We start from the raw sequence: 14,885 nt of genomic DNA, 5'->3' as shown, positions 1-14,885 counted from the left end.
GCGATAAGGTCCAGCCGATGCTCTTCGACTATATCTCCGCCGCCCTCGTCACGCTGCTCGTCACCCTCGACCCGCCGGCGCTTGCCCCGATCTTCGTGTCGCTGACCCGGGGCATGAACGCGTCGGAGCGGCGCCGGGTGGCGTTGAGGGCGAGCCTGATCGCCTTCGGCATCCTGGCCTTCTTCGGCCTCGGCGGCGAGGTGCTGCTGCGCCTCCTCGGCGTCGGCATTCCGGCCTTCCGCATCTCGGGCGGCCTGCTGCTGTTCTGGATCGCCTTCGAGATGGTGTTCGAGCGCCGCAACGAGCGCAAGCAGCACACGGCCGACATCGCCATCACCGAGGACCATATCCGCAACGTGGCGGCCTTCCCGCTCGCCATTCCGCTCATGGCGGGCCCCGGGGCGATCACCGCGACGATCCTTCTTGCGGGCCGGGCGGACGGCAACCCGGTCTATCTCGGCTTCCTCATCGCCCTCATCGCCCTCGGGGTCGCCAGCTGCTTTGCCGTGTTCATGGCGGCCGATCGCGTCTCGCGCTGGCTCGGCGTGACCGGCAACATCGTGCTGAGCCGTCTATTGGGCGTGATCCTGGCGGGACTTGCCGTGCAGTTCATCATCAACGGCATCCTGGCGCTGCTGCAGCCGGCGCCGCTGTAGGCGTCTTCAGACGTCAGCGAACGCCCGGAATTCCCGCGCGACGTGCTCGTAGACAGCGCGCTTGAAAGGCACCACGAGGACGGCAAGGCGGTCCAGCGCCTCCCAGCGCCATTCGCTGAACTCGGGTTCCATGCCGCCGCGGGACTGCGTCACCTCGATCTCGGCCTCGCTGCCCTCGAAGCGGAACGCGACCCATCGTTGCCGCTGCCCGCGAAAGGGCGACAGCCGGTGCGGCGGCCCGTCATAGGGCGGGAAGTCATAGGCCACCCAGACGGCAGTCTCCGCGAGATAGGACGCACTCGTGACGTTCGTCTCCTCCCAGAGCTCCCGCCGCGCGGCTGCCACCAGATCCTCGCCTTGATCCACCCCGCCCTGGGGCATCTGCCATTCATGCCCCGGAAGAACGATCTCGGGTCCGTCGTCGCGCAGGCGCCGCGCGATCAGCACCCGCCCCTCGCGGTTGAAGAGGGCGATGCCGACATTCGGCCGGTAGAGAGGCTCAGTCATGGTTGTCCTTGGACAGAATGAACATCCCGTCCTCGGTCTGCTCGATGACGGACCACCCGAGCCCTGCGTAATAGGAGCGCCGGTGGGAGCCCGCGAGCAGGTAGACGCGCTTCGCGCCCGTTCCGAAGGCGAACTCGACAGCCTTGTCGACGAGCGCCGCGCCGATCCGCTGTCGCCGGTGTTCCGGCTCTACCCAAAGCGCCGCAACCCAGGGCGTGTAATGCGGCCTCGTCTCCTCGTCACAGGCGATGATCGAGACGGTGCCGATGAACCAGTCGCCCTCATGGGCCACGAGAGCGGTTGGAATGGGACCCGGTCCGAAATTCTCCTGCACGAGCCCCGTCAGCAGACTCAAAGGATGCCCCTTGTCCTTCCAGAAGGCGCGCCAGACGCGATCCGCGGCCGTGTCGGTAAAGTCCGGCCGGTCGCGCAGGTCGCTGATCGTGACGCTGCTCAGCGCAGGGTCTCCAGCAGGCGCGTCATGAGCTTCCGGCGCGGTGCGATGGAGGAGACGAGGCCGTATTCCTGGAGCGTATGGGCGCCGTCGCCGTCGATGCCGAGGCCGTCGAGGGTGGGGATGCCGAGCGCTGCCGTGAAGTTGCCGTCCGAGCCGCCGCCGACACGGGGCGCGGAGACAAGATCGAAGCCGATCTCGGCCGCAAGCGACTTGGCGTGGTCGAAGAGTTTTGACGTCGGCTCGGTCCGCTCATAAGGCGGCCGGTTCATGCCGCCGGTCACGGTGACCTTGAAGTCCGGGTCGGCAGGCTTCAGCCCAAGGATCGCCCGCGTCACGGCCTCTCCGTCCGCCACGGTCTCGACCCGCAGGTCCACCGGAAAGCGGCAATGCTGCGGAATGGTGTTCATCGCTGTGCCGCCGGACACCATGCCCACCGTCGTGGTGATGCCGCGCGCATAGTCCGTCATGGCCTCGATGGCGAGGATGTGGCGCGCCGCCTCATAGATGGCATTGCGGCCGTCCTTGTGGCGCGAGCCCGCATGGGCGGGCCGGCCCTCCACATGCACGTCGAAGCGCCCCACCCCTTTGCGGGCGGTGACGATCTGGCCGCCGTCGCGGGCGGGCTCCGTCACGAGGGCATAGGCCGAGCGGCGGCCGAGCGCCTCGATGATGGGGCGCGTGATCGGCGAGCCGATTTCCTCGTCGGGCGTGACCAGGAAGGTGATGGGCCGCGCCGCCGTGCCCCGGCGCGCCACATCCTTGAAGGCCTCCAGGCAGAACCAGGCGCCGCCCTTCATGTCGTAGATGCCCGGCCCATAGAGCCGGTCGCCCTCGACCCGCATGGGCAGGTCGCGCTCGATGGTGCCGATGGGGTGGACCGTGTCGAGATGCGACATGACCAGGATGCCGGGTTCGCCCGTCTGGGGACCGGCCCGCAGCACCAGCACGTCGCCCAGGCCGTCCGTGCCCGGAATGCGCTCGACCGCCACCGGCGCGTCCTGCATCTGCGCGACCACGAGATCCATCATCAGGTTGACGCCGGCCCGGTCGGAGGTCGGGCTCTCGGTGCGGATCCAGGTGAAAAGCGTGTCGAGGGATGCGGCTGTCATGACAGTTCAGGGCTCTCCAAACTCACGAAAAAGGCGGCCTTGCGCCGCCCTCACCCCTCATAACCCTCCTCCAACCCGGTGTCACCCGTTCAAAGCATAGACCTCGGGAGGGCCTTTTGCAGCACAGCCAACGGCGGGCGGCATGGAGGCTTGTTGCGCATCAATGCTGCGCCGAATCCAAAGGGATCGACAGCAGAACTCTGCCCGAGGCGTCGGTGACCTCCAAGTGCCATCCGCGCCAGTCGACCTCGTCAGGCTCGCCTTCATCGCGGAGTTCCTGGATCGCCTTGATGGCCTGATAATGGGCTGCTTCCAGATCCGAGACTTCAATGCCCGTCTCATCGAGGATCCGTTCATGCCTGTGCACGAGATGAAAGAAGCAATGCACTCAAAAGCAGCCTTGGGAAAACGCGTCAATCACCGGACTTATGCCACTCCGGAGCCTACCTCTAAATGAGCAGCTTCCGTGCATTGACGCAAGGTAAGTTTTCCAATTTGCCTTAACATTTACGGGCCGTGAAAGGCCGCCCTGTGGCGGCCTCTCCGGATGCTCGGTCGCAGGCGCCTCGAACGGCGAGGTCCTAGAAGGGAATGTCGTCGTCGAGGTCATTGTAGCGGGAGCCCCCGCCTCCACCGCTGCTGCCCCCGCCCATGGAGGGTGCCGGGCGCCGCTCCTGGGAGGACGAGCGTCCTCCGAAGTCACCGCCGCGGGAGACCTGTCCGGGCTCCTCGTCGCTGCCGAACTCGGACCCGCCGCCGCCGCGGCTGTCCAGGATCGTCAGCTCACCGCGGAAGCGCTGCAGCACCACCTCGGTGGAGTACTTCTCCACCCCCTGCTGGTCGGTCCACTTGCGGGTCTGCAGCTGACCCTCCAGGTACACCTTCGAGCCCTTCTTCAGGTACTGCTCGGCCACCCGCGCCAGGTTCTCGTTGAAGATCACCACCGAGTGCCACTCGGTCTTCTCCTTGCGCTCGCCAGAAGCCTTGTCCTTCCAGGTCTCGGAGGTCGCAATCCGCAGGTTCACCACCGGATCGCCGCTGCCCAGACGGCGGACCTCAGGGTCGCGCCCCAGATTGCCCACCAGAATTACCTTGTTCACGCTGCCCGCCATCGGAGCCACTCCTCATTCCCAAGTGGTTGTTCTGGGGCCGGCGGGAGCCTGGGGCAAGCTGAGGGGCCACTTCTGCACAGGCCTGTCCCCAGTTATCGGCCGCTGCGACCATGCTACCTAATGGCAGGGCGCGCCCCGCCTGGACTGGAAGAACCTTTCACCTACGCAAGCACCGGTTGTTTTATACGTGATAACGTGTCAATATTCCAAAGGCTCAGGAGGAAGAAATGACAACTTATCGCATCACGACGAAGAGGAAGGCACTGAAGGGAAGCACGTCGGACGACTTCTTCTTCGGATCGAAGTTCAAGGACATTTTCGACGGCCGCGCCGGCGACGACTATATCTCCGGGGCCGACGGTACGGACAGCCTGACCGGAGGCGACGGCAACGACAGCATCTATGGCGGCCTCGGATCGGACAAAGCCCTCGGTGGCTTGGGCAGAGACTTCCTTGATGGTGGCCTCGGTAACGACAAGCTCAATGGCGGCGAGGGCAGAGACTCTCTTTATGGTGACGGAGGCAACGACAGCCTCTATGGCGACGCAGGTCGGGACGACCTCTCCGGCGGCGATGGCAACGACAAGCTCTACGGGGGCGAGGACGACGATTCTCTGTATGGAGGCGAGGGCAATGACCGACTCGACGGCGGCAGGGGCGACGACCACCTGTTGGGCGGGGCCGGCAAGGACATTCTGTCAGGCGGAGCCGGCGACGACTACATCGACGGTCGCGATCCCACCCCCAGCACGGATCCTACAACACCGCCCGTACCGAGCGGGGATAAACTGCTGGGAGGCGACGGCAACGACACGGTCGCGGTCGATGCCGGAGACAACGCCCTGGGTGGCAAAGGCGTGGATACGCTCGAGATCTCGATCAGGAGTAGCTCGTCCAGCAACGTCGTGTACGCGATCAACTTCTCCAAGGTGACCGGAAAGAGCGCCGCCGATATCGGTCACCTTGGCATCAAGGCCGGACAGTTCGAGAAGGTCTCGGCCACAATCGAAAACATGGATGTTGGGAGCGTTATCACAGGCTCGAAAGGCAACGATACACTCCGTTGCTCCGGCAAGTCGGGCATCGTCAACGGCGGTTCGGGCAACGACAAACTTTCCGCATACGGAAGCAACTTCAACAATCCGGCCAATGGGATCGTCGTCAACGGCGGCGCAGGCGATGACAGGCTCGTGGGCTTCGGAGACGTGACACTTGTTGGAGGCAAGGGTGATGACCGATTTCTCCTGCGAGAGGGTTCAGAAAGCACGATTGCGGACTTTTCGGGCAAGGACTTCTTCATCATCGATGCCGACAGCTTCGATGAGCAGTACGATCCGATTCTGAAGAAAGACGTGCCTCTCGCCTTCGATCAGGCCAATCTTCTCGTCGTAGGAGCCGACCCGAAAGCCACCTCGACCCTGGCGCAATTTCTCTACGACACCGACGACGGTAAGCTTTACTACGACCGCAATGGAATTGGGACTGAATACGATCTTAGTCTCGTCACGACCCTCGCCAACAAGGCTGCCATCAAAGCGTCCGACTTCATCTTTGTGATTTAGGGTGTATCGCGAACCGAAGGCCCGCCACCGGCGGGCCTTTCTCTTTACTGAAACTCCTCAAGGCTCCGCTTGCCCTTCGTACCCTCTTTGTTCTAGGATCCTGCTCCTGGAATCATCCGCCGCATTGCGCCGGCTGGTGAGGCATCACATATGCGGGAGCCGGCCTGACGAGGCCGAACCTCCCTATTCAAGGCTTAGCGGGCAATGGCTAAACTCGACGACCTGTTCAACCGCGCCAAGGCGGGCGATCCGAATGCGCGCGTGATCTCCGTGCGCGGGGCGCGGGAGCACAACCTCAAGAACGTCGACCTTATGGTCCCGCGGGACCAGCTCGTGGTGTTCACCGGGTTGTCCGGCTCCGGCAAGTCGTCGCTGGCCTTCGACACGATCTATGCCGAGGGGCAGCGCCGCTACGTCGAGTCCCTGTCGGCCTATGCCCGCCAGTTCCTGGAGATGATGCAGAAGCCGGACGTGGACCAGATCGACGGCCTCTCGCCCGCCATTTCCATCGAGCAGAAGACCACGTCCAAGAACCCGCGCTCGACGGTGGGCACCGTCACGGAGATCTACGACTACATGCGCCTGCTCTGGGCGCGCGTCGGCATTCCCTATTCCCCCGCCACCGGCCTGCCCATCGAAAGCCAGACCGTTTCCCAGATGGTTGACCGGGTGCTGGAGCTGCCGGAGAAGACCCGCCTGTTCCTGCTGGCCCCCGTGGTGCGCGGCCGCAAGGGCGAGTACCGCAAGGAGATCGCCGAGTTCCAGAAGAAGGGCTTTCAGCGCCTGAAGATCGACGGCGAATACTACGCCATCGACGAGGCCCCTGCCCTCGACAAGAAGTTCAAGCACGACATCGACGTGGTGGTGGACCGCATCGTGGTGCGGGCCGACATCGCCGCGCGCCTGGCGGATTCCTTCGAGACCGCGCTCGAACTCACCGACGGCATCGCCGTGATCGAGTATGCCGACGAGAAGGACGAGAAGGGGCAGGCCAAGCGCATCGTCTTCTCGTCCAAGTTTGCCTGCCCGGTGTCCGGCTTCACGATCCCCGAGATCGAGCCGCGCCTGTTCTCATTCAACAACCCCTTCGGCGCCTGCCCCACCTGCGGCGGCATCGGCCACGAGATGCGCATCGACGAGGCCCTGGTCGTCGACGAGACCCTGTCGCTCAAGCGCGGCGCCATCATGCCCTGGGCCAAATCCACCTCGCCCTATTACGGCCAGACGCTCGAGGCGATCACCCGGCATTTCAAGGCCTCCATGACGAAGCCGTGGAGCGAGCTGCCGGAGAACGTGCGCGACACGATCCTTTACGGCTCGGATGGCGAGAACATCCGCATGGCCTATGACGATGGCCTGCGCGCCTACGAGGTGAAGAAGCCGTTCGAGGGCGTGATCCCCAATCTCGAGCGCCGCTACAAGGAAACCGAGAGCGACTGGGCGCGCGAGGAAATCGGCCGCTTCATGAGCGAGACGCCCTGCGAGGCCTGCGGCGGCAAGCGTTTGAAGCCCGAAGCCTTGGCGGTGAAGATCGCCGGCTCCGACATCGGCGATGCCACGGCGCTGTCCGTCAAGGACGCGCAGATCTGGTTCGCGGAGCTCTCGGAGAAGCTCACCAAGAAGCAGAACGAGATCGCCGGCCGCATCCTCAAGGAGATCCGCGAGCGCCTCACCTTCCTGGTCGATGTGGGCCTGGAATACCTGACGCTGGCCCGCGCCTCGGGCACCCTGTCGGGCGGCGAGAGCCAGCGCATCCGCCTCGCGTCCCAGATCGGCTCCGGCCTCACGGGCGTTCTCTACGTGCTCGACGAGCCCTCCATCGGTCTGCACCAGCGCGACAACGAGCGCCTGCTCGGCACGCTCAAGCGCCTGCGCGATCTCGGCAACACCGTGATCGTGGTGGAGCACGACGAGGACGCCATCCTCCAGGCCGATTACGTGTTCGACATCGGCCCGGGTGCAGGCATCCACGGCGGCCAGATCGTGGCGGAAGGCACGCCCGACGAGGTCATGAAGAACCCGAAGTCGCTCACGGGCAAGTACCTGACGGGCGAGATGTCCGTGAAGGTACCGGAGAAGCGCCGCAAGCGCGATCCCAAGCGCATGCTGAAGGTGGTGGGCGCCAAGGGCAACAACCTGAAGAACGTGACGGCGGACATCCCGCTCGGCACCTTCACCTGCATCACCGGCGTGTCCGGCGGCGGCAAGTCCACTCTGGTTATCGACACGCTCTACAAGGCCGTGGCGCGCAAGCTCAACAACGCCCTGGAGCACCCTGCCCCGCACGAGCGCATCGACGGGCTGGAGAACCTCGACAAGGTCATCGACATCGACCAGTCGCCCATCGGCCGCACCCCGCGCTCGAACCCGGCCACCTATGTGGGCGCCTTCACGCCCATCCGTGAATGGTTCGCAGGCCTTCCGGAGGCCAAGGCACGCGGCTACCAGCCGGGCCGCTTCTCCTTCAACGTGAAGGGCGGCCGCTGCGAAGCCTGCACCGGCGACGGTGTCATCAAGATCGAGATGCACTTCCTGCCCGACGTCTACGTCACCTGCGACGTGTGCAAGGGCAAGCGCTACGACCGCGAGACCCTGGAAGTGAAGTACCGCGAGAACTCCATCGCCGACGTGCTCGACATGACGGTGGAGGAGGCCCGCGAGCTGTTCAAGGCCGTGCCGTCGATCCGCGAGAAGATGCAGACGCTGGCCCGCGTCGGCCTCGACTACGTGCATGTGGGCCAGCAGGCCACCACGCTCTCCGGCGGCGAGGCGCAGCGCGTGAAGCTCTCCAAGGAGCTCTCCAAGCGCGCCACCGGCCGCACCCTCTACATCCTTGACGAGCCCACCACCGGCCTCCACTTCCACGACGTGGCGAAGCTGCTGGAGGTGCTGCACGAGCTCGTGGACCAGGGCAACAGCGTGGTGGTGATCGAACACAACCTCGAGGTCATCAAGACCGCCGACTGGGTGATCGACATGGGCCCCGAAGGCGGCAGCGGCGGCGGCCGCATCGTCGCCCAGGGCACGCCCGAGGACATCGCCGCATCCGAGGAGAGCCACACCGGGCGCTTCCTCAAGGAGGTTCTGGAGCGCAGGCCGTTGAAGAAGGTGGCGGCTCCGAAGAAGGAGACGGCGAAGAAAGAGGCGCCCAAGAAGGACAAGAAGGTGACGCGTCAGGCGGCGGAATAAAGTTCGATCCGGGTCGAGCGATGCCTTCACGAAATGGGACGACCTCTCCATGACAGCCAGCAACCGCGTCGTCCTCTCCAGCGACCGCGCAGCCATTCAGCTCCGACAGGCCATTGCCGCACATATCGCGGCGCATGGCTGGGAGCCGGTGGACATCGGACCGTCCATGGCGGAGAGCACACCCTATCCTCATCACGGCGAAGCGGCGGCGCGGCTCGTCGCCTCCGGCGATTGCCAGTTCGGCATCATCCTATGCGGCACCGGCCAGGGCATTATGATGGCGGCGAACAAGGTCAAGGGCATTCGCTGCGGCGTCTGCAGCGACACATTCTCGGCCCGCATGATCCGCCAGCACAACGATGCCAACATGCTGTCGTTGGGTGCGCGCGTGGTGGGCGAAGGGCTGGCGCTGGATATCGTCGATGCTTTCCTGACCGCCCGGTTCGAGGGCGGCAGGCATGCGACACGGGTGGAGATGATCGACGCGCTGGAGGGGTAGCGCCGTTCGTTCCTCAACAGTCGAACCGACGATCGCCGGAAACGCCCTTGAGCAGGCTCGTCGCCAGCGGGCTCATATCCGCAGTTCACAATGGAGTTCCGCCACTCCGCGGACCAAGGCGCCTTTCCACCAGCACGCATGATAGGTAAACCATTCTGCTAGGCCCGGACCACGATTCGGTCGAATGCCACCATCCCGTACGCCGCCGGATCACACCCACACATGCAATCAGAACCGCCCTGCTCCCGATTGACGCCGCTCGCCCCACCTGTTAGAAAAATCTTACATATGTAAATCTGCTATTTGCGAGGGCAGTTTGAAGAGCCAGGGAGACCGGTTGCTGGACATGCTGGCCGCCTTGGCCAATCCGCATCGTTTGCGGATCATCCAGGCGCTCCACGGCAGTGGCCGGACCTATGTAAGCCAGCTCGCCCGCGAGATCGGCATCAGCCGCCCGCTTCTCCACCTTCATCTGCGGAAGCTCGAGGAGGCCGGGCTCGTCACGAGTCAGCTTGAGCTGTCCAGCGACGGGAAGGCGCTCAATTACTTCCAAGTCGCGCCCTTCGAGTTCGTGCTCACGCCCTCAGGCATCGCGGATGCGGCGCGTTCGTTGAGCCCAGCCTCCAAATCATCAGACCCCTGAAAGGACCCGCCATGGCCGATCGCGCCTTCATGTTTCCGCTCGTCACGATCCTCGTGCTCCTCGTCGTCCTGCTGATCTTCGCGATGAAATATTTCACCGGCGCGCGCACGGCCCGACTGAGGATGACGAGCGAAGATGCCTATCGCGATCTGGCGGCACGTGCGGTGAAATCCCAGGAGGAGAGTGCCGCTGCGCTCTCCAGCCTGCGGGGCAGCGTTTCGGAGATCGAAGCCCGTCTCGCACGGGTCGAAAAGGTCCTCAAGGAGGTCGAGTGATGATCTCGGCTCTCCATCGCGAAGAGCTTTCCCAACTGCGCAGGATGCGCGCCGTGTCGCTCCTGGAAGGGGTCACCCTCCTGCTGCTCGTCTGCGTCGCCGTACCGTTGAAGCATCTCGCGGGCTTTCCGATCGCGACCTCCATCATGGGGCCGATTCACGGCATGGCGTTCGTTCTCTACGTCTGGATGCTCGTTCAGACCGTCTCAATGGGCGGATGGACGAAGGGTCAGGCGGCCGGGATGGCTCTTGCAGCCTTCATCCCCTTCGGGGCCTTCGTGAACGAGCGGGTGCTGGCGCGCCGGCAGGCATCGCTCGCGAAGCCCGTCTGAGGGAACACGGGATGGATTATCTCTGGCTGAAAGCCCTGCACATCGTCGCCGTCATCACCTGGGTCGGCGGCCTGCTGGTCGTCGCTGTGGCGATCGCCGCCGTCTCCGATGCCCGAGACCAACATGCGATTGCGAGCCGCGGGGCGTTTCTCACGCGCGTGCGTCGATGGGATCGGCGCGTCACAACACCCGCAATGCTCCTCGTCTGGCTCATGGGTCTCGCGCTGGCGTCGATCGGCCAATGGTTCCCGCAGGCCTGGCTGGGCGCGAAGCTCGCCGTGGTCCTGCTGCTGTCGGCGGCGCATGGGCTCCTCTCCGGAAACCTCCGCAGGCTGTCGCTCAGCCAGGAACCGGGATCACCCGCTGGCCTCCCTCACGCCGCGGCAGCGGTCGTGGTCGCGGTCCTCATCATCGTCATCCTCGTCGTCGTCAAACCATTCTAGCGCCGACATCGCGATAGCCCGGGCGTCAGGTCTCCCGATTCCGCTCAGGTGCAGTGATGATCTTGCGCCTGCCCGACCTATCTAGACGGAGGAGAGCCGTGGGCAGAGCCCTTCCGGCAAGAAAGCCGCACAGATGCCGAGCGAAGACGTCACCTACCCTCCCCTCGACGTGCTCAAGCCCGTCGCCGAGAACCTCTGGATCGTCGACAGCGGACCGCAAGAAGCGATGGGATTGAGCCTGCCGGTGCGGATGACGGTGATCCGCCTCGGCAACGGCGATGTCTGGCTCCATTCCCCGACGCGCTACAACGCGGAGCTGCGGCGCGAGATCGAGACGCTCGGGTCCATCCGCCATCTGGTTGCACCCAACATCGCGCACTGGACCCACCTCAAGGGCTGGCAGGGCGGCTGCCCGGCCGCCAAGACATCGGCCGCGACCAACCTTCGGCAGCGGCCGCAGGTGCGCAAGGCAGGTATCCGGCTCGATCGCGACCTGACGGATTCACCGCCCGATGACTGGGGCGGCGAGATCGAGCAAGCTGTCATTCCGGGCGGCGCGGGCTTTCGCGAGGTCGCATTCCTGCACCGGCCCACGCGCACCGTGATCCTGACGGACCTGATCCAGAACCTGGAGCCGGAGAAGCTGCCGCTGGGAACGCGCCTCTTCGCCCGGCTCACCGGTGTCGATGCCCCCGACGGCAAGGCCCCGGCTTACTTACGCTTCGTCGTCCGCCTTCGCCGCAAGGAGGCGCAGGAGGCCGTCTCGCGGATCATCGCGTGGAACCCGGAGCGGGTCATCTTCAGCCACGGCCGCTGGTTCGACCAGGACGGCGCGGCAAGCCTGACGCGGGCCTTCGCTTGGCTGCTGGAATAGCCCTCTGCCCCTTCTGCGCCATTGCCCCTCCGTCTCCCAGGGACGATCATCCCGGCTTTCCAGGGGAGGAGGCGATGAGCGCCACCGATGCAGCCTTCAAAGGCGCCATTCCGACCGTATACGAACAATATCTCGGTCCGCTGCTCTTCGAGCCCTTCGGCCAGGACCTGGCGGAGCGGCTGACGGATATCACCCAGGGTCGCATTCTCGAGACGGCGGCTGGAACGGGGATCGTCACCCGTGCCATGACGAAGGCCCTGCCGCGGCAGGTGGAGATCACCGCGACCGACCTCAACCAGGCCATGCTCGACCATGCGCAATCCAGGCTGCAGGCTCCGAACGTGCGGTGGCTCCAGGCCGATGCTCAAGCCTTGCCCTTCGAGAACGGCAGCTTCGACGCGGTCGTGTGCCAGTTCGGCGTGATGTTCTTCCCTGAAAAGCTCTCAGGCTACCGGGAGGCCCTGCGCGTACTGAAGCCGGGCGGGCGCTTCCTGTTCAATGTCTGGAACGCCCTCGACCTCAATCCCGTCAGCCGCATCGTGTCCGAAACCGTCGCGAAAGCCTTCCCCGACGACCCGCCCCGTTTCATCGAGCGGGTGCCCTTCGGCTACTTCGACCCCGATCGTATCCGCGGCGAGGTTCAGCAGGCGGGTTTCGAGAATGTCGACATCGAGGTGGTCGACAAGACCAAGCAGGCGCCCTCCCCGCGCGAGCCTGCCGTGGGGCTCTGCCAGGGCACTCCCCTGCGGGCCGAGATCGAAGCCCGGGCCCCTGACCGGCTTGAGGAAATCACCACCAGGGCTACGGAAGCGCTCGCCGGCCATTTCGGCGCGTCATCCGTCGAGAACCGCATGAGCGCCCTGGTCGTGATGGCCTGGAGATAAGCCGACCGCATCCAACTCCCGGGTTTGACGTCGATCGCCGCCCTTGACACTCCTTTGCACTACTATATCTGCCCAGCCAGGCTTCCTGTGCAGCGGCAGGGAAACCCGAGATTTGACTTCCCAAGCCAGACGGACGCTCAAGTTCGAGAGACTCTCGCAAAGCCATGCAAGGAAGGTCTTCGTTTGTGGGTCGCGTAACGCCGAAGAGCCGCACCGTTCTATGGCCCTTGCAGCTGCTGGTGTTCGCAAGCCTGCTCGGCCCTGCCCTGTTCTTCGCCTATACCGCCTGGGACGATTACCGCCGCATCCGTGAACACGCAGATGAGCGGATCGAGCGCGCTCTGGACGTGGTTCAGGAGCACAGCCTCAAGGCGTTTCAGACCATCGAGCGCACGATGGCTGAGACGAACGAGGTGCTGCGGGGCCTCACGCCGGAGCAGATCCTGGCCGAGGAGGTCCGCCTCCAGAGCCGACTGCGGCGCACCCAGGATGCCCTCCCGCAGATCGAGTCGATCTGGGTCTTCGACCGGGCCGGGCACCCGCTCGTATCGAGCACCGTCCAGCCCGTGCCCCGCGATCTCGACAACTCCGATCGCGACTACTTCGCCGCGCAGGCCGAGCAGGATGCCGGCACCTATATCGGCAAAACGATCACGTCGAAGATCGGCGACATCCGGTTCTTCGTGGTCAGTCAGCGGCGCCCGAGCCCGGACGGGGCCTTCGACGGCATTGTGGCCGTCTCCGTTCGGCCCGGGCATTTCCGGGAATTCTATGGCCGGATAGCGAGGGGCATCGCCGACTCCGTCGGCTTGATCCGGGCCGACGGCGAGTTCCTGGCGCGTTTCCCATCCCGCGGGAACGAGCCGATGCGCCTCAGCCCCCAGAGCGGCTTTGTCAGGGCGATCCAGCAGAATCCGGAAACCGGGCGCTTCATCGCGGTCTCCCAGATCGACGGGATTGAACGGCGGATCGGATATCGCAAAGTCCCCGGCTACCCCATCTACGTGCAGGTCGGGATGGAAACGGCCGCGGCCTGGCGGGAGCTCTGGTCACAGATGAGCTGGCTCCTGGCTTTTGGCCTGCCGGCGACCCTGGGCCTGTTCGCCATCAGCCTCCTCGCCCTGAGGCGCACCCGCAGCTTTCATGCGGAGGTGGAACGGCGCGAGATGGCGGAGGCCGCCCTCAAGCAGGCGCAAAGGCTCGAGGCGGTGGGCCATCTCACCGGAGGCGTTGCCCATGACTTCAACAATCTGCTGATGGTCGTCAAAGGCAGTGTAGACCGGCTGCGGCGCTACCCCATGGAGGAGCGGCAGAAGCGGTCCCTCGATGCCATCGACACGGCGGCCGGACGCGGAGCAAGTCTCGTGCGTCAACTCCTGTCCTTCTCCCGGCAGCAGACGCATGAGCCTGAGGTCGTCAACCTGTCGCAATACCTGCTCGACCTGCAGGACATGCTTCGCTCGTCCCTGCGCGGCGACATCGCCATCGACATGCGGCTGCCGCCCGGCCTGTGGAACACCAAGGTCGACCTGAACGAACTCGAACTCGCCATCCTCAACATCGCCGTCAATGCCCGCGATGCCATGCCCGGTGGCGGACGGCTGCTGATCGAAGCCTGGAACCTGAACCTGCGCGACCCGGATGTCGTAGGTCTTCAGGGCGATTTCGTCGCGTTCAGCCTCACGGATACAGGCTGCGGCATCCCCGAGGACGTGCTGCCTCACGTGTTCGAGCCGTTCTACACCACCAAGGATATCGGCAAGGGAACCGGCCTAGGGCTGAGCCAGGTCTATGGTTTCGCCAAACAATCGGGAGGCACGGCAACCGTCCTTGCCGAGGCTGGACGCGGCACCACGATCACGCTCTACCTGCCGCGCACCAACGAGGCTGCGACCGACGCAAGCGCACCGGCGCCCGAACTTCCGGTTCGCAACGGCCATGGCCATATCCTCCTAGTGGAGGACAACCCCGACATTGCGGAGGTTACCCGCGCCAGCCTCGAGGAGATCGGATTTCAGGTCACGTATGCGGCCGATGCCCGTGCGGCCCTCACGGTCCTCCGGTCGGGCACGCGTATCGACCTTGTGTTCAGCGACATCGTGATGCCCGGCGAACTCAACGGCGTCGATCTGGCGCGCATTGTCCGCAGCGAGCAGCCTTCCCTGCCGGTCCTGCTCGCCACCGGCTACAGCAATGTCGCTCAAGCGGCCATGGATGACGGGTTCACGATCCTTCGCAAGCCTTATGACTCGGCGGAACTGAGCGCCTGCATCGATCGAATACTTGGATTCGTTCCGCTCAAAGTGAGTGCATAGGGGGTCACTGGCCCCGGGAGACCGTCAG

Annotated in this window: 16 protein-coding genes; 11 read left to right on the top strand and 5 right to left on the bottom strand. The window is 64.8% G+C overall.

The features are described 5' to 3' along the window. Positions 1-17 precede the first annotated feature (17 nt). Positions 18-656, top strand: a complete 639-nt coding sequence (locus MA07_RS14540) for a MarC family protein (protein WP_036352043.1) — start codon at positions 18-20, stop codon at positions 654-656. Between the two features lie 6 nt (positions 657-662). Here MA07_RS14540 and MA07_RS14535 read toward each other — a convergent pair whose 3' ends face one another. The 5 genes from MA07_RS14535 to ssb form a co-directional block, all read right to left on the bottom strand. Beyond that, positions 663-1,163, bottom strand: a complete 501-nt coding sequence (locus MA07_RS14535) for an RNA pyrophosphohydrolase (RefSeq protein WP_036352040.1) — start codon at positions 1,161-1,163, stop codon at positions 663-665. Further along, the gene (locus MA07_RS14530; protein ID WP_244445255.1) at positions 1,156-1,518 is read right to left on the bottom strand and encodes a GNAT family N-acetyltransferase; all 363 of its coding nucleotides are present in this window, start codon (positions 1,516-1,518) and stop codon (positions 1,156-1,158) included. Before MA07_RS14530 ends, MA07_RS14535 begins: the two co-directional genes overlap by 8 nt. A gap of 98 nt (positions 1,519-1,616) precedes the next feature. Beyond that, on the bottom strand, positions 1,617-2,729 hold the full coding sequence (locus MA07_RS14525) for a M20 family metallopeptidase (protein WP_036352034.1): 1,113 nt from the start codon (positions 2,727-2,729) through the stop codon (positions 1,617-1,619). Positions 2,730-2,889: 160 nt separating this feature from the next. Continuing rightward, complete coding sequence (locus MA07_RS14520) at positions 2,890-3,117, bottom strand: hypothetical protein (RefSeq protein WP_036352031.1); 228 nt, start codon at positions 3,115-3,117, stop codon at positions 2,890-2,892. Between the two features lie 193 nt (positions 3,118-3,310). Next, on the bottom strand, positions 3,311-3,841 hold the full coding sequence (gene ssb / locus MA07_RS14515) for a single-stranded DNA-binding protein (protein ID WP_036352029.1): 531 nt from the start codon (positions 3,839-3,841) through the stop codon (positions 3,311-3,313). Between the two features lie 227 nt (positions 3,842-4,068). On the opposite strand from ssb, the gene MA07_RS14510 reads away from it, so the two are divergent. The 10 genes from MA07_RS14510 to MA07_RS14465 all read left to right on the top strand — a co-directional run bounded on the left by MA07_RS14510 (position 4,069) and on the right by MA07_RS14465 (position 14,857). Beyond that, on the top strand, positions 4,069-5,403 hold the full coding sequence (locus MA07_RS14510) for a calcium-binding protein (protein ID WP_052003175.1): 1,335 nt from the start codon (positions 4,069-4,071) through the stop codon (positions 5,401-5,403). Positions 5,404-5,607: 204 nt separating this feature from the next. Further along, entirely contained in the window at positions 5,608-8,592 is a 2,985-nt protein-coding gene (gene uvrA / locus MA07_RS14505) for an excinuclease ABC subunit UvrA (RefSeq protein WP_036352025.1), read from the top strand. A gap of 49 nt (positions 8,593-8,641) precedes the next feature. Next, positions 8,642-9,091 carry a ribose 5-phosphate isomerase B gene (rpiB, locus tag MA07_RS14500; RefSeq protein ID WP_036352022.1) on the top strand — a complete coding sequence of 150 codons (450 nt, stop codon included), beginning with the start codon at positions 8,642-8,644 and terminating at the stop codon, positions 9,089-9,091. A 346-nt stretch (positions 9,092-9,437) separates the two neighbouring features. Further along, positions 9,438-9,734: a winged helix-turn-helix domain-containing protein gene (locus tag MA07_RS14495; protein ID WP_244445254.1), complete on the top strand. Its 297-nt coding sequence runs from the start codon at positions 9,438-9,440 to the stop codon at positions 9,732-9,734. 11 nt (positions 9,735-9,745) lie between these two features. Then, positions 9,746-10,009, top strand: a complete 264-nt coding sequence (locus MA07_RS14490) for a hypothetical protein (RefSeq protein ID WP_036352019.1) — start codon at positions 9,746-9,748, stop codon at positions 10,007-10,009. Further along, entirely contained in the window at positions 10,009-10,341 is a 333-nt protein-coding gene (locus tag MA07_RS14485; protein ID WP_036352017.1) for a DUF3817 domain-containing protein, read from the top strand. The genes MA07_RS14490 and MA07_RS14485 overlap by 1 nt, the downstream gene beginning before the upstream one ends. Positions 10,342-10,352: 11 nt before the next feature. Beyond that, positions 10,353-10,784 carry a CopD family protein gene (locus MA07_RS14480; protein ID WP_036352015.1) on the top strand — a complete coding sequence of 144 codons (432 nt, stop codon included), beginning with the start codon at positions 10,353-10,355 and terminating at the stop codon, positions 10,782-10,784. 133 nt (positions 10,785-10,917) lie between these two features. Beyond that, the gene (locus tag MA07_RS14475) at positions 10,918-11,658 is read left to right on the top strand and encodes a DUF4336 domain-containing protein (protein ID WP_036352012.1); all 741 of its coding nucleotides are present in this window, start codon (positions 10,918-10,920) and stop codon (positions 11,656-11,658) included. 74 nt (positions 11,659-11,732) lie between these two features. Next, positions 11,733-12,542: a methyltransferase domain-containing protein gene (locus MA07_RS14470; protein ID WP_036352009.1), complete on the top strand. Its 810-nt coding sequence runs from the start codon at positions 11,733-11,735 to the stop codon at positions 12,540-12,542. Between the two features lie 185 nt (positions 12,543-12,727). Next, complete coding sequence (locus MA07_RS14465) at positions 12,728-14,857, top strand: hybrid sensor histidine kinase/response regulator (RefSeq protein ID WP_052003174.1); 2,130 nt, start codon at positions 12,728-12,730, stop codon at positions 14,855-14,857. Positions 14,858-14,885: the final 28 nt, after the last annotated feature.

Source organism: Microvirga sp. BSC39 (genome assembly GCF_000739015.1).
Taxonomy (GTDB): Bacteria; Pseudomonadota; Alphaproteobacteria; order Rhizobiales; family Beijerinckiaceae; genus Microvirga.
Note: the sequence above shows the minus strand (reverse complement) of the source record. Positions and strands in the feature narration are given on the sequence as shown.